General features: G+C 72.2%; 24 protein-coding genes and 2 pseudogenes. 9 read left to right on the top strand and 17 right to left on the bottom strand.

Translation table 11 applies throughout. The features are described from left to right. Positions 1-14 precede the first annotated feature (14 nt). The 8 genes from Prum_RS40730 to Prum_RS40695 form a co-directional block, all read right to left on the bottom strand. Entirely contained in the window at positions 15-455 is a 441-nt protein-coding gene (locus Prum_RS40730) for a hypothetical protein (protein ID WP_173082368.1), read from the bottom strand. Further along, a complete protein-coding gene (locus tag Prum_RS40725; RefSeq protein ID WP_246278434.1) occupies positions 380-1,951 on the bottom strand; it encodes an Hsp70 family protein in 1,572 nt (523 codons plus the stop codon). Before Prum_RS40725 ends, Prum_RS40730 begins: the two co-directional genes overlap by 76 nt. A 55-nt stretch (positions 1,952-2,006) precedes the next feature. Beyond that, on the bottom strand, positions 2,007-3,515 hold the full coding sequence (locus Prum_RS40720; RefSeq protein ID WP_173082366.1) for a peroxidase family protein: 1,509 nt from the start codon (positions 3,513-3,515) through the stop codon (positions 2,007-2,009). A gap of 150 nt (positions 3,516-3,665) precedes the next feature. Beyond that, the gene (locus tag Prum_RS40715) at positions 3,666-4,589 is read right to left on the bottom strand and encodes an ABC transporter ATP-binding protein (protein WP_173082364.1); all 924 of its coding nucleotides are present in this window, start codon (positions 4,587-4,589) and stop codon (positions 3,666-3,668) included. A gap of 2 nt (positions 4,590-4,591) precedes the next feature. Continuing rightward, the gene (locus Prum_RS40710) at positions 4,592-5,542 is read right to left on the bottom strand and encodes an ABC transporter ATP-binding protein (RefSeq protein WP_173082362.1); all 951 of its coding nucleotides are present in this window, start codon (positions 5,540-5,542) and stop codon (positions 4,592-4,594) included. 2 nt (positions 5,543-5,544) lie between these two features. Then, entirely contained in the window at positions 5,545-6,414 is an 870-nt protein-coding gene (locus Prum_RS40705) for an ABC transporter permease (RefSeq protein WP_173082360.1), read from the bottom strand. Further along, positions 6,411-7,406 (bottom strand): ABC transporter permease, encoded by a 996-nt coding sequence (locus Prum_RS40700; RefSeq protein WP_173082358.1) that lies wholly within the window; start codon positions 7,404-7,406, stop codon positions 6,411-6,413. Before Prum_RS40700 ends, Prum_RS40705 begins: the two co-directional genes overlap by 4 nt. A 19-nt stretch (positions 7,407-7,425) precedes the next feature. Continuing rightward, positions 7,426-9,141 (bottom strand): ABC transporter substrate-binding protein, encoded by a 1,716-nt coding sequence (locus Prum_RS40695; RefSeq protein WP_173082356.1) that lies wholly within the window; start codon positions 9,139-9,141, stop codon positions 7,426-7,428. A 258-nt stretch (positions 9,142-9,399) separates the two neighbouring features. On the opposite strand from Prum_RS40695, the gene Prum_RS40690 reads away from it, so the two are divergent. Further along, positions 9,400-11,202: a glycoside hydrolase 5 family protein gene (locus Prum_RS40690; protein WP_218577598.1), complete on the top strand. Its 1,803-nt coding sequence runs from the start codon at positions 9,400-9,402 to the stop codon at positions 11,200-11,202. A 156-nt stretch (positions 11,203-11,358) separates the two neighbouring features. Here the strand turns inward: Prum_RS40690 and Prum_RS52825 are convergent, their stop codons facing one another. The 3 genes from Prum_RS52825 to Prum_RS52815 are packed head-to-tail and all read right to left on the bottom strand — an operon-like array spanning position 11,359 to position 12,082. Beyond that, entirely contained in the window at positions 11,359-11,523 is a 165-nt protein-coding gene (locus Prum_RS52825; RefSeq protein WP_246278433.1) for a hypothetical protein, read from the bottom strand. After that, positions 11,517-11,834 (bottom strand): CDP-alcohol phosphatidyltransferase family protein, encoded by a 318-nt coding sequence (locus Prum_RS52820; protein WP_246278432.1) that lies wholly within the window; start codon positions 11,832-11,834, stop codon positions 11,517-11,519. The genes Prum_RS52825 and Prum_RS52820 overlap by 7 nt, the downstream gene beginning before the upstream one ends. Beyond that, complete coding sequence (locus Prum_RS52815) at positions 11,831-12,082, bottom strand: hypothetical protein (RefSeq protein WP_246278431.1); 252 nt, start codon at positions 12,080-12,082, stop codon at positions 11,831-11,833. Before Prum_RS52815 ends, Prum_RS52820 begins: the two co-directional genes overlap by 4 nt. 114 nt (positions 12,083-12,196) lie before the next feature. On the opposite strand from Prum_RS52815, the gene Prum_RS40680 reads away from it, so the two are divergent. From Prum_RS40680 to Prum_RS40660, 5 genes and pseudogenes are all read left to right on the top strand, one after another. Beyond that, positions 12,197-13,174: a zinc-dependent alcohol dehydrogenase gene (locus tag Prum_RS40680; RefSeq protein ID WP_173082354.1), complete on the top strand. Its 978-nt coding sequence runs from the start codon at positions 12,197-12,199 to the stop codon at positions 13,172-13,174. Positions 13,175-13,179: 5 nt separating this feature from the next. Further along, positions 13,180-13,578 (top strand): 6-pyruvoyl trahydropterin synthase family protein, encoded by a 399-nt coding sequence (locus Prum_RS40675; RefSeq protein ID WP_173082352.1) that lies wholly within the window; start codon positions 13,180-13,182, stop codon positions 13,576-13,578. Next, positions 13,575-14,591, top strand: coding sequence for a glycosyltransferase family 4 protein (locus Prum_RS40670; RefSeq protein WP_371871337.1), 1,017 nt, complete (start codon positions 13,575-13,577; stop codon positions 14,589-14,591). Before Prum_RS40675 ends, Prum_RS40670 begins: the two co-directional genes overlap by 4 nt. Further along, positions 14,591-15,361, top strand: a complete 771-nt coding sequence (locus Prum_RS40665) for a class I SAM-dependent methyltransferase (protein WP_173082350.1) — start codon at positions 14,591-14,593, stop codon at positions 15,359-15,361. Before Prum_RS40670 ends, Prum_RS40665 begins: the two co-directional genes overlap by 1 nt. Then, positions 15,358-16,287 (top strand): annotated as a pseudogene (locus tag Prum_RS40660) (lysylphosphatidylglycerol synthase transmembrane domain-containing protein); the annotation flags it as partial. The gene Prum_RS40665 and the pseudogene Prum_RS40660, both read left to right, overlap by 4 nt. Positions 16,288-16,295: 8 nt before the next feature. Here the strand turns inward: Prum_RS40660 and Prum_RS40655 are convergent. Beyond that, complete coding sequence (locus tag Prum_RS40655; RefSeq protein WP_173082348.1) at positions 16,296-16,985, bottom strand: RibD family protein; 690 nt, start codon at positions 16,983-16,985, stop codon at positions 16,296-16,298. A gap of 88 nt (positions 16,986-17,073) precedes the next feature. Here Prum_RS40655 and Prum_RS40650 point away from each other — a divergent pair. Further along, a pseudogene (locus Prum_RS40650) lies at positions 17,074-17,703 on the top strand (GTP cyclohydrolase II); the annotation flags it as partial. Positions 17,704-17,898: 195 nt separating this feature from the next. On the opposite strand, the gene Prum_RS40645 reads toward Prum_RS40650, so the two are convergent. Beyond that, a complete protein-coding gene (locus Prum_RS40645) occupies positions 17,899-18,813 on the bottom strand; it encodes a UbiA family prenyltransferase (protein ID WP_173082344.1) in 915 nt (304 codons plus the stop codon). A gap of 91 nt (positions 18,814-18,904) precedes the next feature. On the opposite strand from Prum_RS40645, the gene Prum_RS40640 reads away from it, so the two are divergent. Next, a complete protein-coding gene (locus Prum_RS40640; protein WP_173082342.1) occupies positions 18,905-19,891 on the top strand; it encodes a glutamate ABC transporter substrate-binding protein in 987 nt (328 codons plus the stop codon). Positions 19,892-19,900: 9 nt separating this feature from the next. Here the strand turns inward: Prum_RS40640 and Prum_RS40635 are convergent, their stop codons facing one another. Beyond that, a complete protein-coding gene (locus Prum_RS40635; RefSeq protein WP_173082340.1) occupies positions 19,901-20,695 on the bottom strand; it encodes a 5'-methylthioadenosine/S-adenosylhomocysteine nucleosidase family protein in 795 nt (264 codons plus the stop codon). Between the two features lie 152 nt (positions 20,696-20,847). Beyond that, entirely contained in the window at positions 20,848-20,991 is a 144-nt protein-coding gene (locus Prum_RS40630; RefSeq protein WP_173082338.1) for a hypothetical protein, read from the bottom strand. Between the two features lie 296 nt (positions 20,992-21,287). Here Prum_RS40630 and Prum_RS40625 point away from each other — a divergent pair, with 296 nt between their 5' ends. After that, positions 21,288-22,013, top strand: a complete 726-nt coding sequence (locus tag Prum_RS40625) for an NUDIX hydrolase (RefSeq protein WP_173082336.1) — start codon at positions 21,288-21,290, stop codon at positions 22,011-22,013. On the opposite strand, the gene Prum_RS40620 is transcribed toward Prum_RS40625, so the two are convergent. Both Prum_RS40620 and Prum_RS40615 read right to left on the bottom strand, forming a co-directional pair. Next, on the bottom strand, positions 21,983-24,820 hold the full coding sequence (locus Prum_RS40620) for an ATP-binding protein (protein ID WP_281369097.1): 2,838 nt from the start codon (positions 24,818-24,820) through the stop codon (positions 21,983-21,985). The genes Prum_RS40625 and Prum_RS40620 overlap by 31 nt on opposite strands. A 122-nt stretch (positions 24,821-24,942) precedes the next feature. Beyond that, positions 24,943-25,980, bottom strand: coding sequence for a DNA polymerase IV (locus Prum_RS40615; protein WP_173082332.1), 1,038 nt, complete (start codon positions 25,978-25,980; stop codon positions 24,943-24,945). Positions 25,981-25,994 lie beyond the last annotated feature (14 nt).

Here is a 25,994-nt window from a genome sequence, read left to right as displayed (position 1 = left end):
GGCGAGCCCGTGCGTCACAGCGTGATGCACGGGCTCGTCGCCGTCTGGGTCTGCCCGCTCCAGACCGCACCGTCCAGGGTGTACTCCATCACCTGCAGCTTCGACTTGACGTAGAACTCGCCCGAGTAGCCGTCGATGTCGATGGTGAAGCTGTTCTGCGAGGACGCCTTCTCGATCACGCCGGTGTCCTTCTGCTCGACCAGCCCGCCGCCGCACTCGTACGTCTCGATCACGTACCGCACCTTCGACGACACCGTGTCGTAGTCGAAGACGTTTTCCAGGGTCATGCTGGCGCCGGCGTACGCGGGAAAGCCGTTGCGGCCCTTGATGGACGTGCTGAACCGGACCTCCGGCACCGTCCCGCTCCCGGACTTGCGGGTCATACGCACCCCGACGGACTCGGAGACCAGGTCCTCGTCGTCGGTCCGGTTGCGCGGGGCGATGGTCTGTTCCACGGTCGCCTTCGTCGGCGTGCTGCCGGCCCGGGTGGTGGTCGCCGTCCCGGGCGCCCGGCCGCCCCGGTCGGGCCGGCGGTGCCGCTCGGCCCGGTGGCCGCCGCCCCGGTCGCGGTGCCGCCCGGTGACACGGTCCCGGCCTGGCCGGTGCCGGCCGCGTCGACGAAGGCCGCCGAGCGCTCACCGGCCCCGTCCCCGGCCAGCCGGCCGCCGCGGTCCCCGTCCGACAGCAGGCCCTTGCCGACGACGACGCCGGTGACGGCCAGCACGACAGCCGCGGTCCCGCCGGCCACCGCCAGCACGACCCGCCGGCGCCGGCCCGGCTTGGCGTCCACGGCCGGGAGCGGTGCCGCGGCGCGTACCCGATCCATGACGACGGTGGCCGCGGCACCGACGGAGGCCGCAGAGAAGGCCGCGCGCAGGCTGCCCTCGGCCACCACCAGCTCGGGCTGCTCGAGGACGGTCGGCGCGATGCCGAGCGCGCGGTGCAGCTGGGTCGCCACGATGGGCATCCGGCTGGCGCCGCCGACCAGGATCACGCCGGCCAGCTGCGGCAGGTCGACGCCGGCGTCGAGCAGCGCGCCGCGCGCCACCGTCACGGACCGGTCCACGACCGGCCGGGCCAGCTGTTCGAGCTGCTCGCGGGCGATCGGGGCGTCCTGCTCCAGGACCGGTACGTGCACCAACGCGGTCCCGGTGCGGGACAGTGCCTCCTTGGCCGCCCGGACGCCGTCCCAAAGCTGCCGGTGCCGCCGCCGGTCGGCCGGTTCGGCCGGCGATTCCAGCCGGCGCCAGGCTCCCGGGTCGCGGCCGCCGTAGACGGCACCGAGGTGCGCCACGAGCGCGGCGTCCACGTCGAGGCCGCCGGTGTCGCCGAGCCCTTCGGAGGCCACCACCGCGAACCCCTCGGGCGTGCGCCGCACCACCGACGCGTCGAACGTGCCCGCGCCGAAGTCGTACACCAGCAGGTGGCCGCCGTCCGGGACGCGGGCGCCGAGCAGCTCCGCGAAGTGGAACGCGGCCGCCAGCGGCTCGGGGACCAGGGTCGGGCCGGCGATCCCGGCGCGGGCCGCCGCGTCCAGCAGCACGCCGCGCCGCCGCGCGGCCCACGACGCCGGGTACGTCAGGACGACCTCGCCCGGCCACCGGCCGGCGACCCGCCGCGTCTCCTCGACGACGCGGCGCAGTACCGCGGCGATCGCCTCGCTCACCGGCACCTCGGCGGCCCCGAGCAGCAGCACCCCCTCGTCGATCCGGCGTTTCGGGTACGGCTCGAAGCCCTCCGGATAGGACATCGCCGCGTTGACCGCGTCCCGCCCGACGAACAGTTCGCCGGACGGGTCCGCGAAGACGGCCGACGGCAGCAGCGGGGCACCGTCGAAGAGCACCGGCCGTGCGCGCCCGTCCGGCCACCTCAGCATGGCCACCGTGTTCGACGTGCCGAAGTCGACGCCGACCTGGAACGTGCCCAGGTCGGCGTCCAACTTGGTGCTCAAACCACAACCCCGTGGATATCGACCGATCTTGGTACCTACCGGCCGATGAGTGTACTCATTGCCCGCGGCTGGCCGGGTCCACCCGCGCCCAGCGCAGCAGGTCGGTCATCTTGAACGTGCCGGGGGTGACGGCGGGCAGGGTGGGCGTCCAGCCGGGCTGGACGCGCAGGTAGCCGTTGGGGTCGAGTTGCAGCAGGCCGATGAAGACCTCGCCGATGATCCGGCCGCCGGTCGGGCCGAGGGTGACGCCGTTGGCGAGGCGCTCGGCCTCGGCGAGCACGTAGTACCAGAGCGGGGTCTGGTTCTCCAGGGCCACTCCGTAGTCGGCCAGCTCCTGCAGGTGCAGCATCGGGTTGCCCATGTTCTGGGCGATGCGCTGCCCGGCGGGCACTCCCCAGGTCAGGGTGCGCAGCAGGTTCCGGGTGGCCAGCGAGGTCGGCGGGTCGCCGCTCGCGATCGCGCCGAGCGGCAGGTGGAACAGCGGCGTGGAGATCTTCGTGTCGATCCGCTTGTTCGGCCGTACGTGGGTGGTCTGCGCGCCGCCGAAGTCGAAGAACGTCTGCCAGCCCACGAACCGCCGGCGCGCCCGCGCCCCGCCGCGCAGGTCGACCGGGTCGGCCTGGCCCTCGCCGGCCGGGTCGAAGATGAACCCGAAGAACGGCGTGCCGTCCGCGTTGCCGGCGAGGTTCAGCCGGTACGACGGCCGGATCATGCTGTGCCCGAAGCGGTACGCGATCTGGAATTCGACCGGGATGAACGCCGGGTTGGGGTCGGGGCGGAACCAGCGGCGGCCCCCGCTGAGGATGGTGTTGACCATCGACTGCCCGACGATGGTCGGCAGGAACTCCTTCAGGATGATCCAGTGGTAGTGCCAGGTGAGGGTCCGCCGCGCCTGGGCGAACTGCTGCGCCGCCGGTACGCCCTGGGCCCGCAGCTCGTCGACGATCCGGTTGTGGGCCAGGATGAACGCGGACTGGAACCCGGCGATGATCGCGTTCTCGTCGTTGCGCGGGTCCCCGATGATCGCCGTCCCGTTGCTGCTGCGCGGCAGGTCCTCGAACAGTCCGTTGGACTCGATGCGCAGCTTGACCCGGTCGGACTCGTAGAGGGCGGGTGAGGCGACCGGGCCGCCGCCGTACACGGTGTCCAGGTCGAACGACGGCGTACGGCTGTTCGGCGACGACTCCGGCGTGGTCGGGATGCCCAGCGGCGAGGCGGTGTCGAACGTCATGTCGTGGTCGAGGAACTGGCCGAAGAACGTGACCCCGGCGGTCATGTGGATGGTGGTGCCGTCGGAGTTGTCGCGGTTGTTGGGGCTCAGCTCCGGGTTGGTGATGAGCCGGACCGGACCCTCGGCGAGCGGGTCCTTGGCGTCCAAGATGCCGCCGGGCTTGCCGATGTCGATGAGCGCGGCCCGGCGCCGGTCGTCGGCGGGGATGAAGGGGGGCAGGTCGGGGAACATGCGGCCGAACCGGTCGGCCGGGGTGGCGGCGTACGCCTCGTGGGCGCCGATGGCCGCGGGGGCCGCCCCGATCGCGACGGCGCCGGCCGCGGTGGCGCCCACCCGGGTGATAAACCCGCGGCGGCTGACTGAACTTGCTGAGGTGGACTCGTGACGACCTCGTCGTCGTGCACCCATGAGGGTCCTCCTGGATCGATGGATTCGATCCAGATTGTGGGACCGCTCCCACGATCTCCGCAGGACCCCCAAGGGTTACTGACCAAGCCGCGCGCACCCCACGAGATGGTCGCCATCCACGCTGGCCAGCGCCGGCACCTTCCCGTCGGCCTCGCAACTGCCGTCGGCGCGTAGCCCATGGTAGGCACAAGGATCCGCGGAGTCGATAGGGGGCCGGCTGCGCCACTTGCGGTGCAGCTGCGGCACCGACGCCAGCAGCGTCCGCGTGTACGGGTGCCGCGGGTCGCCGAACACCTTGTCCGCCGGCCCGGTCTCGACCACCACGCCGCGGCGCAGGATCACCGCCCGGTCGCTGAGGTAGTGGCCCAGGGACAGGTCGTGCGTGATGAACAGGATCCCGAGGCCGCGGGCCTTCAGGTCGGCCAGCAGATTGAGTACGTCGATGCGCGTCGACGCGTCCAGCATGCTGATGATCTCGTCGGCGACGAGCAGCTCGATGTCCAGCAGCAGCGCCCGCGCGATCAGCAGTCGCTGCAACTGGCCGCCGCTGAGCTGATGCGGGTACTTGTTGAGCACCTGCGCCGGGTCGAGCCGGACGGCTTCCAGGGCGGCGTCCACCTTCTCCCGCCAGCGCGCCGCCGGCACGCCCGGGAAGAAGCCGGCGCGGATCGCGTGCAGCACCCGGTCCGCCTTGAAGATGGGGTTGTAGCTGCTGAACGGGTCCTGGAAGACGCCCTGCACCCGGCGGTAGTAGCCGGTCAGCCGCCGGCCCCTGAGCCGGGACACGTCGGTGCCGTCGAACCGGATCGCGCCACGGGTGACCGAGGCGAGCCGCAGCACGAGCCGGCCGAGGGTGGTCTTGCCGCTGCCGCTCTCCCCGATCAGCGAGACCACCTCGCCGGGGCGTACGGCGAAGCTGACGTCGCGCAGCGCGGCCATCTCGCGGCCGCCGAACGCGCCGACCTTGTACGTCTTGCCGACCCCGTCGAGCTCCAGCATCGCTACGCCACCTTCCAGCAGGCCACGTAGTGCTCGTCGTCGACCTCCACGAACGGTGGCTCCTGCGCGCACTTGTCGAACGCGTACGGGCAGCGGGCCCGGAACCGGCAGCCGGCCGGCGGTTTGAGCAGCCCCGGTGGGCGGCCCGGGATGCCGGTCAGCGGCTTGTCGGCGTGCCGCACCCCCACCTCGGGCAGCGACGAGATCAGCATCTGCGTGTACGGGTGCAGCGGCGCGTTGACCACCGCCTCGGCCGGGGCCTTCTCGGCGAGCTTTCCGGCGTACATGACCATGATGGTGTCGGCGATCTGGTACACCAGCGAGATGTCGTGGGTGACCACGATCATGCTGGTGACGAAGCCGCGGTCGCGGAACTCCACGAGCGCCTCGGCCACCGCCCGCTGGGTCGACACGTCGAGTGCGGAGGTGACCTCGTCGGCGATGAGCAGCCGGGGATCGAGCAATGTGGACAGCACCATGACCACCCGCTGCTTCATCCCGCCGGACAGCTCGATCGGGTAGTTGTCGAGCACCTCCTTGGCCAGGCCCACCAGGCGTAGCCGCCGTTCCAGCTCGGGGCGGATCGCCGCGTAGTCGAACCCGCGCGAGGTCAGCAGCTCGGAGATCATCTTGCCGATCTTGCGGGTGGGGTTCAGTGCGCTCATCGCGTACTGCGGGATGACCGAGACGGTCTTGAACCGGAACGCGTTCATCGCCTGCGCGTCCGCGATCGGCAGGACCTGGCCGTCCAGCTCGACCGTGCCGCCGACGTGCTTCATGCGGCCGTCCAGCCGGACCAGGCTCTTGCCCAACGTGGACTTGCCGCAGCCCGACTCGCCGGCCAGCCCCATGATCTCGCCGTCGGCGACGGTGAACGTGGCGCCGTCGAGCGCCCGTACGTCGCCGCGCAGGGTCCGGTAGTACACCCGGAGGTTGTCGACCTTCAGTGCCATCCCTACATCTCCCGCAGCTTCGGGTTGAACACCTCGTCGAGCCCGACGTTCATGATGAACAGCGATCCGACGATCAGCGTGATGCCGAGCCCCGGCGGGATGAACCACCACCACAGGCCGAGCTGTAACGCGCTCCAGTGCACCGCGTTGTTCATCATCAGCCCGAGCGACATGGTGTCGGTGGGGCCGAGCCCGATGAAGTCGAGCGTCGCGGCCGCCAGCACCGCCCCGCCGAAGAGCAGGATGAACGTCATGAACAGGTAGGAGCTCATGTTGGGCGCGATCTCCCGGCGGATGACCGCGCCGGAGCGCATCCCGCTGAGCCGGGCCAGGTCGACGAAGTCCCGCGACCGCAGCGAGAACGTCTGCGCGCGGACCGCCCGCGCCACCCACGGCCAGGAGAACAGCCCGATGAACAGGGCCTGGCTCGGCACGCTCTTGATGCCGATGTACGAGTGCAGGATGATCAGCACCGCGAGGGCGGGCAGCACGAGCACGATGTTCGTCAGCATGTTGAGGATCTCGTCGACGAGGCCGCCGCGGTAGCCGGCCACGAAGCCGATCGTCATGCCGATGGCCGCGGCGATCCCGCCGCCGAGCAGGCCCACCAGGTACGTCGACCGGATGCCGTGGGTGAACTGCAGAAACACGTCCTGCCCGAACGTGGTGGTGCCGAACCAGTAGTCGGCGGACGGCGGCTCGCCGGGCGGCCCGACGTACTCGCTATGGCCGTGGTCGAAGAAGAGCGGGGCGATCAGCCCGAGCCCCAGGAAGCCCAGGACGACCACCGCGCCCCCGACGAACTTCCCGTTGCGCAGCGCGAAACCGAACGCCTCGCGGACTCGCCGGGCCTGGGGTTCGACGTCGGTCATGCCGCGCTCCCCTGCATGCCGGTCCTGGTACGCGGGTCGACCAGGACGTACACGATGTCGATGATGAAGTTGGCGAGCAGTACGCCGATGACGATGAAGAGGAAGGCGCCCTGGAGCAGGAAGAAGTCCTGGTTCTGGATGGCCATCAGGATAAGCCGCCCGAGGCCGGGATAGCCGAACACGATCTCGGTGACCAGGGCGCCGGCGACGAGCACGCCCAGTTGCAGGGCCAGGCCGGTCAGCTGCGGCAGCAGCGCGTTGCGGAAGGCGTACCGGCGGATCAGGCGGCGGGGCGCGCCCAGCGACTCCAGGTAGTTCGCGTAGTCGGCCTCCAGCTCGTAGATGATCAGGTTGCGCATGCCGATGGCCCAGCCGCCGAACGCCACCAGAAACAGCGACAGGAACGGCAGGAACCAGTGCTGCAGCAGGCTGTTCAGGAACGTCCAGGACAGACTGGGCTGCAGGTCGAAGGCGTAGCCGCCGGCCACCGGGAAGAGCCCCGCGACGATCGCGAGGCTCCACGCCAGCAGGATCGCCAGCCACATGTACGGCGTGGCCATCAGCGCGTACCCCAGCGGGAGCACGCTGTTGTCGAGCCATTTGCGGCGCGCGGCCAGCGCGCCCACCTTGTTGCCGGTGTACCAGCTGAGCAGGATCGACGGGATGAGGAGGGCGAGCGTGTACGGCACGGCGCCCAGGATGACCTCGGTGACCGGTGCCGGAAACAGCCAGACGCTCACGCCCATGTTGCCCTGGAACAGCTCGGCCCAGTAGTTCACGTACTGCCGCCACAGCGGCACGTCCAGGCCGAAGACGCTGTTGTAGTACTCGAGCATCGGTGCCACGGCGTCCGGGTTGGACACCGAATGGCGGCTGAGCATCCGGCTGACCGGGTCCCCCGGCATGAACCGGGGGACGATCCAGTTGATGGTCACGGCGACGAAGAACGTCAGGACGTAGATCGCCACCTTGCGGGCGAAGTACCGACCCACGCGCGCCCTCCTCTTTCCCTTACTTAGCCGCGACGGGCTTGATCTGGGTCAGTGTCTTGACCGCGCCCAGCTCCCAGATGTTGTTCCAGGTGCACGGGAACGACTTGGGCGCGCCCTGGGCGGAGGACGGCCAGTTGGTCCAGACCGAGTCGTTGAACTGTGCCCAGAGGCCGTTGTACCAGAGCGGGATCGCCGGCAGCTCGGCCAGATGCACCTTCTGCAGGTCGGCGATCGTCGTCTTGTACGCGGGGTCGTCGGAGGCTGTGCGCGCCAGCTTCTGCACCAGGTTCCACGCCTGCGGGTTCTGGTAGCGGGAGAAGTTCGCCGCGAACTGCTGCTTCTGCACCGGGAGTTGGTAGATGTAGTTGTAGTACGTCCACGGCGTGTTGCTGACCTCGGTCCAGTTGTTCAGGAGCAGGTCGAACTTGCCGGTGGTGCGCGCGTCGTCGACGGCCGCGCTGTCCGGGAACTCGGCGACGACGTTGATGCCCGCCGCCTGCGCCCCCTCGGCGATCACCCGGGCCGCCTCCATCCAGTCGGTCCAGCCGGACGGGACGATGAGCTTCAGGGCTATCGCCTTGCCGCCGGGCGCCTCGACCTTGCCGTCGCCGTTGGCGTCCCGGTAGCCGGCGCCGGCCAGGGTGCTCTTGGCCGCGCCGGTGTCGTACGAGAAGCCGGACTGGCTCACGGTGGCCTGGTCGACATACTGGTCGAAGAACGGCAGCAGGCCGGTCGGGTTGGCCGCCTTGACGATGTTGCCGTACACGCCCTCGGCGATCTTCTTGGTGTCGATCGCCTGGGCCAGCGCCTTGCGGAACGCCGCGTCGTTCAGCGGCGCCTTGGTGGTGTTCGGGATCAGCATCGCCGTGTTGATCGGGATCATGTACGGCGGCTCGGCGTAGTACGTCTTGATGTGGAAGTCGCCCTTGACCAGGTTGGCGACGCCGGGCAGGAAGTTGTTGCTCAGGTCGAGCCGGCCGGAGGTGAGCAGGCCGAGCGCCACCTCGTTGCTGGAGTTGACGATGTCGACGACGTACGTGGGCTTGACCTCCAGGCCCAGCGCCTTGGTCGCCCACCACTCGCTCTTCTTCTTCCAGACCATGCGGTCCTGCCCGTGGGTGGAGTACTCGTACGCCCCGGTGCCGACCGGCTTCTCGTTCTTGTGCGAGGTCAGGTCGGCCTCGGAGCGCGACTCCCAGATGTGCTTGGGCAGCATCGCGCGCTGGTAGAGCCAGTTCTCCCACTCCTGCACGCGGGGGTCGGAGAAGGTGACCCGCACGGTGCGCGCGTCCACCGCCTCGGCCTGGGACACCCAGTTCCAGATGTTGCTGTACGGCACGGCCTTGGCCTTGCCGACCTCGAGGGTGAACTTCACGTCGTCGGCGGTGAACGGCTTGCCGTCGCCCCACTTGACGCCGTCGCGCAGGGTCACCGTGTACTGCTTCTTGTCGGCGCTCCACTCGCCCTTCTCGGCCAGCCACGGCTCGAGCTTGAGCGTCTCCGGGTCGAAGAGGAACAGGGGCTCGTAGACCAGGCCCTCGGTGCCGGTGACGAGACCGCCGGGCACGAGGGGGTTCCAGTTCGTCGGCGGGCCCCACAGGGTGCCGCTGGTGTAGAGGGTTTCGTTGCGCGGGTACTGGCCACCGGAGGTGTTGGACTTGCCGTCGCCTCCCTGGCAGGCCGCCAGGAGGCCCACCACCGTGAGCGCCGCGAGATAACGCAATCGATTCCGCATTGACGTATATCCTCCCTCGGGGCGCACTCGCCCCCGCCGACACCGACCACGCAATACGGCTCGGGCGACTACGTCGATGATCAATGGGCCCAGCGCGGAAACTGAACCGCGTAAGTTACGACACTGAAACACGGTCGGGTGATCACGTCAAGTGTCGATGCAGCTTTGTTAGATCCGTTGACACTGAACCGGTTCGGTGATGTCATCAAGGCTCTTGCCCAAACCCCCGCAACCACCTGGCCGCAGAGGAGTCCATCCATGCGTCGCGCCTTCGCGCTGCCTCCCGCCGACCGCGTCTGGCTGGGAGTGAACTTCTGGTCCCGGGTGGGCGGGCCACGCATGTGGCCGCGCTACGACGGCCAGACCGTGGCGAAGGAACTACAGGTGCTGGCCGACCACGGCCTGACGATGACCCGGTCCTTCTTCTTCTGGCCGGACTTCATGCCCACCCCGGACACCCTGGACGAGACGCTGCTCGACCGGTTCGCCGACTTCCTCGACCTGCACGAGGCGATCGGCATGCGCACCGTGCCGACGCTCATCGTCGGGCACATGTCCGGCGAGAACTGGGACCCGGCCTGGCGGGACGGCCGCGACCTGTACGCCGACGTGTGGCTGGTCGGGCGGCAGGCGTGGTTCGCCGAGATGATGGCCCGCCGCTTCGCCAGCCATCCCGCCGTCGCCGGCTGGCTGCTGTCCAACGAGATGCCGCTGTACGGCGGCCTCGGCACCGTGCCCACCGTCACCGCCTGGGCGCAGCTGGTCATCCAGGGCCTGCGGGCCGGCGGCGCGCACCAGCCGGTGTCCATCGGCGACGGCGCGTGGACCGTGGAGACCAACGCCAGCCCGAGCGGCTACCGGCTGCGCGAGCTGGGCCCGCTGGTCGACTGGGTCGGCCCACACGTGTACCCGATGGGCGACGACCCGGTCCGCCAGCACCTGCGCACGGCGTTCCTGTGCGAGCTGGCCACGGTCGCCGGCAAGCCGGTGGTGCTGGAGGAGTTCGGCGCGTCCACCGACTTCGTCTCGGAGGAGAACCTCGGCCACTACTACCGCCAGGTTCTGCACAACTCGCTGCTGGGCGGCTCCGCCGGCTGGGTCGCCTGGAACAACACCGACTTCGACGACCTGATCGACGAGCCGCCGTACTCGCACCACCCGTTCGAGCTGCACTTCGGGGTGACCGACAGCAACGGCGCGCCGAAGTCCGCGCTGCGCGAACTGGCCGACTTCCGGACCGTGCTGGACGCGGTCGACCTGGCGCGGTGCGCGCGCGCCGACACCGAGGTCGGCATCGTGGTGCCGGCCCACGTGGACAGCGAGCACCCGTTCACCGACCTCGGCGACCAGGCCGCCGCGCTGGCCGCGATCGAGCAGGCGTACCTGACCGCCCGCGAGGCCGGCGTGCCCGCCGGGATCGTCCGGGAGAGCGGCGGCATCACCGACGACTGCCGGCTCTACCTGCTGCCGTCGGCCAAGCAGCTGACCGGCCCCGGCTGGCGCCGCCTGGAGGCCCTCGCCCACGCCGGCGCGACCGTGTACGTCTCGTACTGCCACGGCGGCACCGACAACCAGCGCGGCCCCTGGTACGCCGGGCTCAACGCGCTGTTCGGCGTACGCCACCGGCTCCGGTACGGCATCGTCGACCGGATCACCGCCGACACGGTGGAGTTCACGTTCCAGCGGGACCTCGGGTCGCTGGCCGCCGGCACCGTGCTGTCGTTCACCGCCGGCGGCAACCCGCACCAGCGCGCGTACCTGCCGGTGGACCCCGTGGACGCCGAGGTGATCGCCACCGACGCGGAAGGCCGGCCGGCCCTGCTGCGGCGCGCGGTGGGGACGGGCGCGCTGGTGCTGTGCACCTACCCCTGGAAGCGATGGCGGCGGCCACCCCGGAGGTCAACCCCGAGCAGACCTGGCGCCTGTACGCCGCGCTCGCCGACCACGCCGGCGTACGCCCCCCGGTCCGCTCCGGCGACCCGAGCGTGCTGGTCGACCGCCTGGTCCGCGACGACGGCACCCAGTTCATCTGGCTGGTCAGCCAATCCCCAGACCCGCTGACCGTCACCCTGGAGGGCACCCCCTGGCGGACCTCGACACCGGCACCCCCACCGCCACCGTCAACCTCCCGGCATACGGCGTCCGCGTCCTCCGCTCGTCCCGTTGATCATGAAGCTATCGCGCCGAAGGAGATCATCTCCGCGGATAACTTCATGATCAACGGGAGCGGATCTCGCGGTGGTGCCAGAGCCAGACGGTGTCGCGGGTGAAGGACCAGGTGAGAACCGCCAGGGATAGGGCGACGATCGCCAGTGCGGCCGGGTAGGGCAGGGCGCCGGAGGCGGCTACCACCAGGACTATGCCCTGGGTGGCGGCTACCACCTTGCGGGAGAAGCGAGGGGCAGCGAACCGCGCAGCCAGGGTAGCGCCCAGGCGGCCGCGACGAAGACGTACCGGAAGGCGCCGATCGCCAGCACCCAGGGGCCCAGCGACCCGGCGACGACGACGCTCAGCACCATGATCAGGACGGCGTCGACCTCCATGTCGAAGCGCGCGCCGAGCACCGACGTGGAGCCGGTACGCCGGGCGACCTGCCCGTCGACCGCGTCCAGCGCCAGCGCGACGGCCGCCAGGGTGACCAGGGCCGCGATCGGCACCGCCCCGCGGAGTGAGTCGGCCGTCAGCGCCGTCACACCCCGACCAGCGTCGCGCGGGCGAGGGTCACCTGGTTGGCCGGACCGAGCAGGCTCATGCCGGACCGGCGCATGGCGCGGCTCAGCACGACCCAGGTGACGCCGGCGTACGCCGTTCCGGCGAGCCATCCGGCGGCGCCCAGGCCCACTCCGGCGGCGAGGGCCCCCAGCAGGACGAACTGGACCGCCATGCCCACCGTCGGTCCGTCCACCGAGGGTGTGGCGATGGGGCGATCGCTGACAGTCAACATTCCTCCGCAGTCGTCTTAGCCGTTCCCGTCGCCGCGTATGGTTAACCGCAGCTCACCTGTTGAACGGTCGACAGGCGATTTCGGTTCAGCCGGGTTTGAGGAAGGACGCCAATGACGCTGCGTGACCGCGCGTTCTGGCTCCGCACTCCCGGTCACGGCGAGATCCGCCCGGTCACGGTCGCCCGGCACGGCCCCGACCAGGTGCTCGTACGGACTCTGTACTCGGGCGTGAGCCGGGGCACCGAGACGCTCGTGTTCCGCGGCGGCGTGCCGGCGAGCCAGCACTCGGCGATGCGCGCCCCCTTTCAGGAGGGCGACTTTCCGGGCCCGGTGAAGTACGGCTACCTCAACGTCGGCGTGGTCGAGGAGGGCCCGCCGGCGCTGCTCGGCCGGACCGTCTTCTGCCTGTACCCGCACCAGACGCGGTACGCCGTGCCGGCCACCGCGGTCACCACCGTGCCGGACTCCGTACCGGCTCGCCGGGCCGTGCTCGCCGGCACCGTGGAGACCGCCGTGAACGCCCTCTGGGACGCCGCTCCCCTGGTCGGCGACCGGGTCGCGGTGGTCGGAGCCGGCATGGTCGGCAGCTGCGTGGCCGCCCTGCTGGCCCGCTTCCCCGGCGTACGGGTGCAGCTCGTCGACGTCGACCCCGGGCGGGCGGAGGTGGCGACGGCGCTCGGCGTCGACTTCGCGCTGCCCGGCGACGCGGACGGCGAGCGCGACCTGGTCGTCCACGCCAGCGCCACCGAGGCGGGGCTGGCCCGGTCGCTGGAGCTGCTCGCCCCGGAGGGCACCGTCGTCGAGCTGAGCTGGTACGGCGACCGCCGGGTCAGCGTGCCGCTGGGTGAGCACTTCCACTCCCGCCGGCTGGTCGTACGCGGCAGCCAGGTGGGTACGGTGTCGCCGGCGCAGCGGGGCCGGCGCAGCTTCGCCGACCGGCTGGCCCTAGCCCTGGAGTTGCTCGCCGACCCGGCGTTCGACGCGCTGATCAGCGGCGAGTGCGACTTCGACGACCTGCCCGAGGTGCTGCCCCGGCTGGCCGGCGGCGACCTGCCGGCCCTGTGCCACGTCGTGAGATATGGAGACTGACGCCCTTGTTCAGCATCACCGTCCGTGACCACATCATGGTCGCTCACAGCTTCCGCGGCGAGGTTTTCGGCCCCGCCCAGCGCTTGCACGGGGCGACCTTTGTCGTGGACGCGACATTCCGCCGACCCGAACTGGACGCCGACAACATCGTCGTCGACATCGGCAAGGCGTCCGCGGAGCTGGGCGGCGTGCTGGCCGAGCTCAACTACCGCAACCTCGACGACGAGCCGGAGTTCGCCGGGGTCAACACGTCGACGGAGGCCCTCGCCAAGGTCATCGCGGACCGCCTCGCCGACCGGGTGCACGCCGGCGACCTCGGCGAGGGCGCCCGCGGCCTGACCGGCATCACGGTCACCCTGCACGAGTCGCACATCGCCTGGGCCTCCTACGAGCGCGGGCTGTGAGGTTCGTTGCACCGGAGCTGAGCGGCCCGAGCGGGGGCACCAACTACAACCGGCGGGTGTGCCAGGAGCTCGGTGTGCGCGAGGTCTTCGTGCCCGGGGACTGGCCCTGGGCGGGGGATGCCGAACGATCCGCGCTGGCCGGTGCGTTGCTTGGCGTACCAGATGGATCTGCTGTCTTCGTGGATGGCCTGGTGGCGTGCGCGGCGCCCGAGGTGGTCGTGCCGGCGGCGGCCAGGCTGCGCCTGGCCGTGCTGGTGCACCTGCCGCTCGCCGACGAGACCGGCCTGACCCCCGGCGAGGCCGCGGAGCTGGACGCCCGGGAGCGGGCCACGCTGCGGGCCGCGGCGGCCGTCGTCGCGACCAGCGCCACGACCGCGCGCCGGCTGGTCGAGCACCACGGGCTGGCGCCCGCACGGGTCCACGTGGCCGCGCCGGGAGCCGACCGCGCATCACTCGCATCGGGTACGCCGGACGGCAGGCGCTTGTTGTGCGTCGCCGCCCTGACCCCGCGCAAGGGGCACGACGTGCTGGTCGCGGCGCTGGCGAAGGTCGCCGAGTGGCCCTGGGAGTGCCTGTGCGCCGGCGCCGGCGACCCGGACCGGCTGGACCGGCTGGTAGCCGCGCACGGGCTGGACGGGCGGGTGCGGTTCGAGGGCGCGCAGGTCGGCGCCGACCTGGACGCCCGCTACGCCGCCGCCGACCTGCTGGTGCTGGCGTCGCACGCGGAGACGTACGGGATGGTGGTGACCGAGGCCCTGGCCCGCGGCGTGCCGGTGCTGGCCACGGCCGTGGGCGGGGTGCCGGAGGCGCTGGGGCACGCGCCCAGCGGCGCGGTGCCGGGGCTGCTGGTGCCGCCGGGCGACGTGGCGGCGCTGGCCGGGGCGCTGCGGCGCTGGCTCGGCGAGCCGGACACCCGGGAGCGCCTGCGGGCCGCCGCGCGCGCCCGGCGCGAGACCTTGACCGGTTGGGATGTCACCGCCCGCGCGGTGACCGACGTGGTGGGAATGATCTGATGGCGTTCAGCCCGACCTGGCTGGCGCTGCGGGAACCGGCCGACGCCGACGCCCGCGCGCTTTCGCTGCTCGAACCCCTGCTCGGCGCGGCACCGAAGGTGATCCGCGACCTGGGCTGCGGCACCGGCTCGATGGGGCGCTGGCTCGCCGGCCGGCTGCCCGGCCCGCAGCACTGGGTGCTGTACGACGCGGACCCGGACCTGCTCGCCCTCGCCGCGGCCGGCCTGCCCGCCGGCGTCTCGGTGGAGACCCGGCAGGCGGACGTCACCCGGCTGACCGCCACCGACCTCGCCGGCGCCGACCTGGTCACCGCGTCCGCGCTGCTGGACCTGCTCACCCGTGCGGAGCTGGACCGGCTGGTCGAGGCGTGCGCGGGCGCGGGGTGCCCCGCGCTGCTGACCATCTCCGTGACCGGCCGCGTGGAACTCACCCCGGCCGACCCGCTGGACGCGTCGATCGAGGCGGCGTTCAACGAGCACCAGCGCCGCCGCACCGGCGGGCGGGACCTGCTCGGCCCCGACGCGGTCGACGCGGCGGCCGCGGCGTTCACCCGGCTCGGCATGGCCGTGCGGGTGGCGCCGAGCCCGTGGCGGCTCGGCCCCGCACGGGCCGACCTCGCGGCCGAGTGGCTGCGCGGATGGGTCGGCGCCGCCGTCGAGCAGCGTCCGGAACTGGCCGGGCCGGCGGCGGCGGCGTATCTTTCGCGCCGGCTCGCGGACGGATTCGCGGCCGTCGTGCACCACAGCGACCTGCTGGCCAACTTCGAATGAACCCAAATGGGCTCGTCACCGTATGTGTTCCCGTGAGGCGGACGGTGTGGGCCTGGGTAAAGCTGCTCGGCGGGGCGGGCATCCTCGCGCTACTGGTGTGGCGGCTGGGCACCGGCGCGCTCCGGGACGGGCTGCGGGTGATCGACGGCGGCACGCTGCTGGTGGCCTGCGGGATCGGCCTGGCGACCACGGTGCTGAGCGCGTGGCGGTGGTGCATCGTGGCTCGCGGCCTGGGGATCCGGCTCCCGCTGGGCAGCGCGGTCGCGGACTCGTACCGCGCGCTCTTCCTCAACGCGGCGCTACCCGGGGGCATCGTCGGCGACGTACACCGGGCGGTGCGGCACGGCAAGGACACCGGCGACGTGGGCCGGGGCGTGCGGGCCGTGGTCCTGGAACGCTCCGCGGGACAGGCCGTGGTGGTCGCCCTCGGGGTAGGCGTGCTGGTCGTGTCGGGAACCCGTCTCGTCGAGGTCCCCGGGGCGGCGCTGGCCGTGCTCGCGGCGCTCGGGCTGGCCGCCGTGGCCGGCGGGTGGGCGCTGCTGCGGCGGGGCGCCTCGCGGTGGACCCGCGCCCTGCGTACCGCCGGCTCCGACGTGCGGCGCGGGCTGCTGGCGCGCGGAAGATGGCCGGGAATCGTGCTCGCCTCCGCGCTCGTGCTGGTCGGCCACCTGGCCACGTTCGTGGTCGCGGCGCGGGCCGCCGGGGCCTCGGTGCCGCTCCCCCAACTCGTGCCGCTGCTGATGCTGGCGCTGCTGTCGATGATGCTGCCGCTGAACGTGGGCGGCTGGGGACCGCGGGAGGGCGTCACCGCGTGGGCGTTCGCGGCGGCCGGGATGAGCGCCAGCCTGGGCCTGACGGTCGCGGTGGTGTACGGGGTGCTCACCTTCGCGGCGGCGCTGCCGGGCGCGGGCGTGCTGGTGGTGCGCTGGTTCGTTCAGCTCTCGAAACGCTCCGACAGGGCGTACCGGAGCAGCACCACGTCGCCGATCTGGCGTACCTCGGCCAGGACCGCCCGGCGGTCCGGCCCCCACGGGAAGGTGCCGTCGCGCACGAACCGCGGCGCCTGGGAGTCGCCGACGAAGAACGGGGCGATGACCAGGTGCAACTCGTCGGCCAGGCCCCCGGTGAGGAACTGGGTGTGTATCGCCCCGCCGCCCTCGACCATCAGCCGCCCCACCCCGCGGGCATGAAGATCCGCCACCACCAGGCACAGATCCACGGGGTCGCCGCCATCCACCACCGTCGCCACCGCACCGAGCCGCTCGCGCGCCGCCGCCACCGCCGGGCTCGCGCAGTAGACCAGCTTGTCGACGTCGCCGGCCACGAAGAACTCCGCGGCCGGGTCCAGCTCGCCGCGCCCGGTCACGGTCACCTTCACCGGCGTCGGCGGAAGCCCTCGCGCCACCCGTTCCTCCCGGCGGGTGGTGGAACGCACGAGCAGCCGCGGGTTGTCCCGGCGTACCGTGGTCGCCCCGACCAGGATCGCGTCGCATCCGGCACGTACGGCATCAACTCGGTCAAAGTCGGCGTCATTGGACAGTAGCAACCGTGTCCCCGCCGCGGTGTCAAGATAGCCGTCGATCGACATGCCGCAACTGAGCAGGATGTACGGTCGCTCGACCACGGCTGGCGCCTCCTTGCCGTCGGGACAGTTGGCCTGCTCGGAGAGTGTCTGGTCTGCTCGGAGAGTTATGAACGTACAGGGAGAGCCGATGACCCAATCGCCACCCGAGGTCCGCCTGGCGCCGGCCACGGTCCGGCGGCAGGTGACGGTGCCGCTGCGCTTCGCGGACGGGTACGCCACCACCGCGCGCGTCTTCACCTTCGACGGGCTCGCGGACGGCAAGGAACACCTGGCCCTCGGCCTCGGCGACTGGCGGACCGCGCTGCCCCTCGTCCGGCCGCACAGCGAATGCCTGACCGGGGACGTGTTCGGCAGCCAGCGCTGCGACTGCGGTCCACAGTTGCGCGAGGCGGTGGAGCGGATCACCGACGCGGGTGGGTTCCTGCTCTACCTGCGCCAGGAGGGCCGGGGCATCGGCCTGTACGCCAAGGTCGACGCGTACGCGCTGCAGGACACGGGGCTCGACACGTACGAGGCGAACCTGGCGCTCGGGCACGGCGAGGACGAGCGCGACTACACGGTGGCGGCCCAGATGCTGCTGGCGTTGGGCGCCGACCGGGTGGCGTTGCTCAGCAACAACCCGGACAAAAGCGCACAACTGAGCCGGTTGGGCGTGGAGGTGAGCGAGGTCGTCCCGACGGAGGTGCACCTGTCCGCCGCGAACGCCCGCTACCTCGCCACCAAAGCCACCCACTCGGCCCACACCCTCGACCTCCCCATCCCCCTCCCCGCCGCGAGTAGCCCTCGCTCTCCCGCCCCGCCGCGCGCCCCGTCCCCGTCGATCAAGGGCAAATGGTCGTGCTTTGATCTCTAAACCACGACCGTATGCCCTTGATCGACGGGAGGGGCGTCGGGGGACGACGCCCAGCATCGACGGGGAGGACGCCCGGCGGAGGGCGGAGGGCGGAGGGCGTTAGGGCGGGGTGGGGGTGGTGGCTACGCAGGTGGAGAGGAAGTCGGCGGCTGGCAGTGCGAACAGCAGCGACACGACCGCCATGCGTGGGATGGACGGCCGGCGGGCCAGCACGGCGTACCCGGCCAGCAGGACTGGCGCCATCAGGTCCTGGGTCGGCGACGCCTGGCCCGGAACCAGCAGCTCCAGGTGGCAGCAGGCCAGCCACAGTGCGATCGCGGCGGTCCACAGTGTCACGCCGAGGCGGTAGCACAGGCGCGGCCGCCAGCGTACGGCGGCGGTCGCGTCACCGGCGCCGCGGTCGGCGTCCAGGTCCATGACCGTGGTGGGCAGGTACAGGGCGGCGGCCAGCAGCAGGCCCAGCGCGACCATGACGGGCGGGAAGTCGCCGACCGGCCGGTACAGGGACCATCCCGCCAGCGGTCCCAGCACGCCCACCACGACGGCGTTGACGGCCACGTCGGCGCCCGGGCGGGCCTTGAGCCGTACCGGTGGGGCGCTGTAGAGCCAGCCCAGCAGCAGCACCGCGCCCGTCCCGGCGGTGAACGCCGGCCCGACCGCCAGGGCCACCGCCATCGCCACGACCGCGAAGAGCCGGCCCCACCGGGTCAGGTCGGCCTCGGTCACCTCACCGGTCACCAGCGGCGCGGTGGCCTTGCGCGGGTTGCGCCGGTCGCTCGGCAGGTCGTACCGGTCGTTGACGGCGAGCACCGCGCCCCACACCAGCGGGCCGAGGACCACCATGGCGGCCAGCGATTCGGGTACGGCGTGCGCGGGCGGCAGCCAGGTCCGGGTGGCCAGCACCGCCCCCAGGTACGCCCCGGCCCAGCCGAGCGGCCAGAACCACGGCCGGGTGAACCGAACCAGCACCGCCGCCCGGGCCAGCGGCTCGGCGGTCACGGCAACGTCAACCATGCCTCGACGCTATGAAAACGCCGGGTGCCGGGGCCTCCCCAGCGGGAGCCAACCGCCTCCCCCAGTAGAGGGAGGATGCAACGATGCCGGCATGGTCGACGCACGCCTACGGGGTCTCCTCCTCGCCGCTGTCCTCGTCGTCGCCGGCTGCGGACAGGGCGCCACGCCCTCGGCGGGCCGCGGGGTGGACCCGATCGCCGCGCCGCAGCCGCTCGGCGTACGAGATCCGGCGCCGCAGGCAAGTGCGGCGGCGTCCGGGCCGGCGGCGGACGCCTGCGACCGGCGGGCCAGCCTGCGCCCCGGCGGATCGCTGCCGGCGCCGCGCCGCATGCCGTCCGGGTCCACGATGGAGGGCATCTTCCGGGGCGGGCGGCTCATCGTCGGCATCGACCAGGACGCGTACCTGTTCAGCTACCGGGACCAGGACGGCCGGCTGGTCGGCTTCGAGATCGACATCGCCCGGCGGATCGCGGCCGCCATCTTCGGCGACCCGGACGCGGTGCAGTTCCGGGCCATCTCCACGGCCGAACGCGTACCGGTGTTGGAGCGGGGCGACGTGCACATGGTGATCCGCACGATGACGATGACCTGCGAGCGATGGCAGCAGGTCGCGTTCTCCACCGAGTACCTGTCGTCCGGCCAGCGCCTGCTGGTGCGCGCCGGCTCCGGCATCAACGGGCTGGCCGACCTGGGCGGCCGCAAGATCTGCGCGACCAACGGCAGCAGCAGCATCCCCAACATCCAGCGCGCCGCGTCCCGCCCGATCGCCGTGGCGACCGACCTGCTGGTGGACTGCCTCGTCCTGCTCCAGCAGGGCCAGGTCGACGCGATCTCCAGCATCGACACGCTGCTGGCCACGCTCGCCGCGCAGGACCCCAACACCACGATCGTCGGTGACCGGATCACCGACGACCCGGCCGGCATCGCCATGCCCCGCGACGACGCCGACCTCGTACGCTTCGTCAACGCCGTGCTGGACGAGATGCGCGCCGACGGGAGCTGGCGCACCAGCTACCGCCGCTGGTTCGGCGGCGTGGGCCCGGTGCCGCAGCCGCCGGCCGCGCGCTACCGCGACTGATCCGCATCGTCAGCCCAGACTCGCGCGGGACGCCCGCTCGTCGAGCGCGCCGCTGCGGATCGTGCCGATGACGAACGCGGCGGCGTTTCCCGCGGCGGCCTCCTGCGCGGCGTCGTCCTTGTCGTACCCCCAGTCGGAGATTCCCTTGACCACGATCCAGTCCACCTTCTCCGGGGCCGCGGCGGCGTACACCCCGGCTCCCTCCATCTCGCCCCCGGACGCCTCCGGGTCGAGCCGGCGCAGGTCGGCGCGCAGCTCCCGCGAGTCGACCAGGGCGCTGGAGGACAGCAGGGTGCCGTAGTGGACCTTCGTGGCGGTCCAGCCCACCTCCGCCGAGCGGAAGCGGTCGAAGAGCGTCACCGAGGAGGAGACGAAGTCGCCGCGGATGAGCACGATCCTCGGCCCGCCGTCGTCGGGGTCGATCTCCTTCCGGTGGTCGATCGCGCGCAGCTGGCGGCACACGATGACGTCGCCGAGGCGCTGTTCGGCCTCCCGCAGCCCGAAGCAGATGCCGGTCACCACCAGAAAATCCGGGCCCAGGCGGGAGATGAGCGCCGACGCGGTGATCGCGGCCGCGCCGGGGCCGACCGCGCCCGGCTGGGTCTGCGCCAGCAGCACCTCGGCGTCGCCGATCAGGCCCAGCTCGTACACGGTGTGGTGGGGCAGGAACCGCTTGGTCGGCTCGCTGCCGGTGACGGCCTTTGCCGCGGCGAAGACGGCCTCCCGCTCACTCGCGGTGGCGACCAGGAGCAGGACCCTGGAGCGCCGGTTGAGGTCGATCTCGAACTCCCGGAATCGTTGCATCTTGTCCCTCCGGAGGTGGGATGGGGAGTCGACGCCGGACACGAGCCGGGCGGGCCGCACGTGCGACCCGCCCGGACCCAGGCAGGATGGGAACCTGACGTCAGTGTCGCTCACCCACCTACCGGATTCCTGCCGCTGAGCTACCGATCAGCTCATTTGCAGGTGGTGCCGTCCCAGTTGGTGCCCTGCGGGCACTCGGCGTACGCGGGTGCGGCCCCGAAGGCCATTCCCGCGGCGGCGGGGACGCCTACCGCGATGGCGAGACAGAGCAGGGTGTTCCGGAAAAAGGCGCGCATGATCGTTGTCCTCTCAAGCAGAAACCGTGATTGCCGTACGCGAGGAGCCGAGACCTCGGCCGCGGACCGAGACGCTCCGGCTCGCGTCCCCGGGGACGCGAGCGAACCGGTCGGTGGGCCGTCGCCCGCCGGCGGATGACGGTGGCGCCCTGCACGGCGCCCCGCCGCACTGCCCGAGTCGTACGGCGTGCGGGCCCCGGGCAGTTGCGGGCTTCCTCGGCCGGACTTTACGTCACTTAGACATTAAGCCCTGCCGGCTGTTTGTGTCAAGGTGACATTTAGGTAGGCTGTCGACCATGACCGCTCGACCCCGCGACCACGCCACCCTGCGCCTGACGGCGGACCTGGCGATCCTGACGGTGCGCGACGGGCAGCTACAGGTCCTGCTCGTCCAGCGCGGCAACGAGCCGTACCGGGGGCGATGGGCGCTGCCCGGCGGTTTCGTACGCGAGGACGAGGACCCGGACGCGGCGGCCGCCCGGGAGTTGGCCGAGGAGACCGGGCTGGACGGCACGGCGCTGCACCTGGAGCAGGTCGCCGTCTTCGGCACCCCCGGGCGGGATCCGCGCGGCCGGGTCGTGACGGTCGCCTACCTGGCGATCGCGCCCGACCTGCCGCTGCCGGTGGCCGGCTCCGACGCGAGCGGGGCGTGTTGGCAGCCGGTGGACCAGGCGCTGGGAACGCTCGCCTTCGATCACAACGACATCCTGCGCACCTGCCTCGAACGGGCCCGCCAGGCGCTGGAGTACACCACGCTCGCCACGGCATTCTGCGCCGACGCGTTCACGATCGGCGAACTGCGCACCGTGTACGAGGTCGTCTGGGGCATGCCCGTCGACACCCGCAACTTCCACCGGAAGGTGACCAAGACCGCGGGCTTTCTCGTCCCCCTCGACGCCAAACGGACCTCCGAGGTGGGCCGGCCGGCGGCCCTGTACCGCCGGGGGCCGGCCACGACGCTCTACCCGCCGATGCTGAGGTCGACAGTGGACTACGACGAACCGAGCGCCTCCAGCACCTGATTCTGCAGGAAGAGCGCGTTGCCGCTGTCGAAGCACGACACCGCCTGGTCCAGCTCCTGGGTCGCCTCCCGGCCACGGCCGTTGGCCTGGTGCAGCTCGGCCAGCGACTGGTGGATCCGCCCCTCCAGCACCGCGTCGTGGCCGCGCCGGGCCAGCTCCAGGGCCGACTCCAGGTGGCGGGCGGCCAGCTCGCCGTCGCCCGCGAGCCGGGCCGCGTCGCCGAGCCCGTGCAGGGCGTACGCCCGGCCGATGCCGTCGGCGTCGCCGGCCGCGGCGAAGACGTACTGGAACTGCGCCACCGCCGGCGACACATCGCGGCGGGCCAGGTGCACCCGGCCGAGCCAGTACGCGGTCTGGGCCAGCAGGCGCGGCTGCCCCGACGGCCGGGCGATCTCGGCGGCGGCGGTCAGCACCCGCAGCGCCTCCTCGTTGTCCCCCAGGTCGAGGTGGGTCTGCCCGATGTACCGCAGCGACTGCCAGGCGCCGACCGTGTCGCCGCTCTCCTCGTACAGCTCCAGGGCGCGCCGGAACGTCTGGATGGCGTCGGCGAACCGGCCCCGCCGGCGCAGCGCGTTGGCCAGCGTACGCAGCGCGATAGCCTGCCCGTGCGCGTCGCCGCACCGCTCGAACGCCGCCGCGGCGGACGCCAGCTCGCGCGGCCCGGCCACGCCCGGACGGCCGCTGGCGAGCAGCGCCGGCTGGCCCAGGATCGCCGTCATCGCCGCCTCGCCGCGCACGTTGCCCACCCGCCGGCAGGCGTCCAGGGCGCACCGGTGGGTGGCGTGCCACTCGTCCAGGTACGCCCGCACGTTGTAGAACTCGTGCGTCGAGATGGCCAGGTCCCAGCACAGCTCCGCCAGGCCGAGGTCGGCCGTGTGGCGCACCGCGGCCCGGATGTTCTGCCGCTCCCGCTCGTACCACTCGGAGGGCGCCGCGTCGACGTCGGCCAGCAGCGCGCGCGGCGCGAGCCAGTCCGGGGTGTCGCCGTGGACCACCTCGAAGTCCCCGCCGTACGTGGCCCGGTGCGCGCGCCGGCACAGCGTCAGCAGGGCGCCGTAGACCCGCTCGGCCAGCGCCTGGCGCTCGGCCGCGGCCAGGATGTGCCGCTCGGCGCGGGCCCGCGCGTACTGGCGGGTCAGGTCGTGCAGCCGGAACCGCCCGACGGTGGCCGGCTGCAGCAGCCCGCACGCCGCGAGCCGGTCCAGCGCCGCCACCGGGTCGGCGCCCCGGCCGGCCAGGATCGCGGCCGCCGTCCAGACGCCGACGTCGACCACCCGCACCAACCCCAGGCCGACGAAGAGCAGCTGGGCGTCCTCGTCGAGCCGCTCGAAGCCGGCGCCGATGCTGCGCGCCACGCTGCGGTCGCCGTACACGAGCGCGCCGAGCTTCTCGTCGGCCAGGCGCTCCGCGAGCTCCGCGGCGCTGCGGTCCGGGTCGCTGGCCCGCAGCGCCGCGGCCACGCAGATCGCCAGCGGCAGGCCGGCGCAGAGCTCGACGATGGTACGCGTGGCGGCCGGCTCGGTCAGCGGATCCACCGCCGAACGGCGCACGATGCGCCGGAAGAGCTCGGCGGCCTGGGGCGGCGCCAGCGGCTCCAGGCTGGGCAGGTGGTGCGCGCCGGCGATGTCCGGCAGCCGGTGCCGCGCGGTGACCAGCACCCCGCACCCGGGGTTGCCGGGCATGAGGTCGCGGATCTGGGCCTCGTCGCGGGCGTCGTCCAGCACCAGCAGCACCCGCTTGTCGCCGAGCAGGGTCCGGTACAGCCCGCGCCGCTCGTCCGCCGACTCCGGCACGTCGACGATGCCGAACGCGCGCAGGACCTGCGCCAGCACCTCGTCGGTCACGGCCGGTTCGGTGCCGGTGCCGCGCAGCTCGACGTACACCTGGCCGTCCGGGTACCGCTGCCGGACGGCGTGGCCGACCCGGACCGCGAGGGCGGTCTTGCCGATGCCGCCCGGTCCGGTCAGCACGACGACCGGCGGCGCCCCCGCCGTTCCCTGGCGCAGCAGCCGGCCCGCCTCGGAGACCTGCCGGTCCCGGCCGACGAGGTCGGCGGCGTCCATCGGGAGCTGCCGGGGCACCGCGCCCTGCCGGGGCAGCGGCCACCGCCGCGGCGCGTTCACCCCCGCGTGCTCGGTGGCAGCCCGCTCGTCGTTGCTGGCGACCGCGTACCGCAGCCGGCGCAGCCGCGGATCGGGCGGGGCGGCCGCCTCGTGCTCCAGCGCCGCCGCGTACCGGTCGTACGCGGCCAGCGCCTCGGTCGCGTGACCCAACCGGAACAGCCCGAACATCAGCAGCTGGCACAGGCGGGCGTCGGTCGGGTCGTTCCGGGTCAGCGCCTGGAGGTCCGCGACGACCGACTCGTACCGCCCCCGCCCGAGCTCGATCTCGGCCAGCCGGACGACGGCCCGCTTGCGGCGCCGCCGGAGATCGTCGCCGAGTCCGGGCGGGAAGTCGCCGGGAATGCCGTCCAGCGGGTGCGGGCCGCGCCAGAGCGCCAGCGCCTCGCGCAGCAGCCGCGCCTCGTCGTCGGTGCCGTTGCCGACGGCGGCCTCCGCCTCCCGCAGGAGCCGCTCGAACAGCAGGCTGTCCAGGTCGTCCGGCGCGACCCGGAGCTCGTACCCGTAACCGGAGTGCGTCACGATATCGTCGCCGCGACCAATGGTGGCCAGCAGTCCCCGCAGCTTTGATACGCATTTGTATAACTGCGTCTCGTCTACATCTGTTTTGCCCCAGGCAACCCGCAGCAATTCACCGGTCGGAATCCGATCATTGGCGTTGATCATCAGAAACGCTAAGATCGACAACCGGTGCCCCGGGGGAGATCTATTCCGGGACCGGCGCCAATGATCAGCCGACCCAAGATTCGATACATCATCGCCGCGACTCCGTTCTTGATCCCGGAGTATATAGCCACCGTTGATATCTACTAATCGTCCATGGCCAGGTCGACGCGCACCCCGAGCAGCCGCACCGGCCGGTCGAGCCGGAATTTCTCCAATACGATCAGCGCCGCCCGCTCGATCACCGCGACATCGGTCGTCGGACCGTCGCGCAATTTCATCACCCGGGTGGGGGTATAAAACGAGGCGAAACGCACCTTGACCGCCACGTGCGTCACCCGGCGTCCGGCGCCGACGATCTCGGCGCCCAATTCCCGCGCCAGCACAGCGACGCCGGCGGCGATCTCTTCGCGATCGGTCAGATCACGGGGGTACGTCGTTTCGCGGCTACGGGACCGAGCGATCCATGGCTCGGTCACGATCTCGGTGTCCCCCAGGCCGCGGGCGAGCACCAGCAGCCACGCTCCCTGCCGCGGCCCGAACCGCGCCCGCAGCGCGTCGGCGTCGGCGGTCGCCAGGTCGGCGACGGTGTGCAGGCCCAGCTCGGTGAGCTTGGCGGCCGTCTTCGGGCCGATCCCCCACAGCTCGCCGGCCGGCCGTTCACCCATCACGGCCATCCAGTTCCCGGCGGTCAGCTCGTAGATGCCGCCCGGCTTGCCGAACCGGGCCGCGATCTTCGCGGTGGTCTTGTTGTCGCCGATCCCGATGGCGCAGCTCAACCCGGTCTTGTCCAGCACCGCGCGCCGCAGGTCGGCGGCCAGCGCCCACGGGTCGGCCACCTCGGCGCCCACGAACGCCTCGTCCCAGCCCCACACCTCGACGCGTACCGGAAAGGATCGCAGCGTGGCCATGACCCGCGCGGACGCCGCCTCGTACACCGGCGGGTCCGACGGCAGGAACACCGCCTCCGGACAGCGGCGGAACGCCGCGCGCAGCGGCATCCCGGACCGCACGCCGAACGCCCGCGCCTCGTACGACGCCGTCGCCACCACCTGGCGGGCCCGGGTCGGGTCCCCGTCGCCGCCGACGACCACCGGCCGGCCGCGCAACTCGGGGCGGCGCAGCACCTCGACCGCGGCGACGAACTGATCGAGGTCGACGTGCAGCAGCCACCACGGGCCCACCCGATCACCATACG

The organism is Phytohabitans rumicis, assembly GCF_011764445.1.
Lineage (GTDB): Bacteria > Actinomycetota > Actinomycetes > Mycobacteriales > Micromonosporaceae > Phytohabitans > Phytohabitans rumicis.
The sequence above is the reverse complement of the archived record's forward strand: the minus strand, read 5'-3'. Positions and strand labels throughout refer to the sequence as shown.

Bases quoted from the DNA above. Each gene is read 5' to 3' on its own strand.
- Prum_RS40640 (WP_173082342.1), top strand. From the start codon at position 18,905: ATGGTCGACGCACGCCTACGGGGTCTCCTCCTCGCCGCTGTCCTCGTC.
- Prum_RS40715 (WP_173082364.1), bottom strand. From the start codon at position 4,589: ATGCTGGAGCTCGACGGGGTCGGCAAGACGTACAAGGTCGGCGCGTTC.
- Prum_RS40710 (WP_173082362.1), bottom strand. From the start codon at position 5,542: ATGGCACTGAAGGTCGACAACCTCCGGGTGTACTACCGGACCCTGCGC.
- Prum_RS40635 (WP_173082340.1), bottom strand. From the start codon at position 20,695: ATGCAACGATTCCGGGAGTTCGAGATCGACCTCAACCGGCGCTCCAGG.
- Prum_RS40630 (WP_173082338.1), bottom strand. From the start codon at position 20,991: ATGCGCGCCTTTTTCCGGAACACCCTGCTCTGTCTCGCCATCGCGGTA.
- Prum_RS40625 (WP_173082336.1), top strand. From the start codon at position 21,288: ATGACCGCTCGACCCCGCGACCACGCCACCCTGCGCCTGACGGCGGAC.
- Prum_RS40695 (WP_173082356.1), bottom strand. From the start codon at position 9,141: ATGCGGAATCGATTGCGTTATCTCGCGGCGCTCACGGTGGTGGGCCTC.
- Prum_RS40680 (WP_173082354.1), top strand. From the start codon at position 12,197: ATGACGCTGCGTGACCGCGCGTTCTGGCTCCGCACTCCCGGTCACGGC.
- Prum_RS40690 (WP_218577598.1), top strand. From the start codon at position 9,400: ATGCGTCGCGCCTTCGCGCTGCCTCCCGCCGACCGCGTCTGGCTGGGA.
- Prum_RS40705 (WP_173082360.1), bottom strand. From the start codon at position 6,414: ATGACCGACGTCGAACCCCAGGCCCGGCGAGTCCGCGAGGCGTTCGGT.
- Prum_RS40645 (WP_173082344.1), bottom strand. From the start codon at position 18,813: ATGGTTGACGTTGCCGTGACCGCCGAGCCGCTGGCCCGGGCGGCGGTG.
- Prum_RS40665 (WP_173082350.1), top strand. From the start codon at position 14,591: ATGGCGTTCAGCCCGACCTGGCTGGCGCTGCGGGAACCGGCCGACGCC.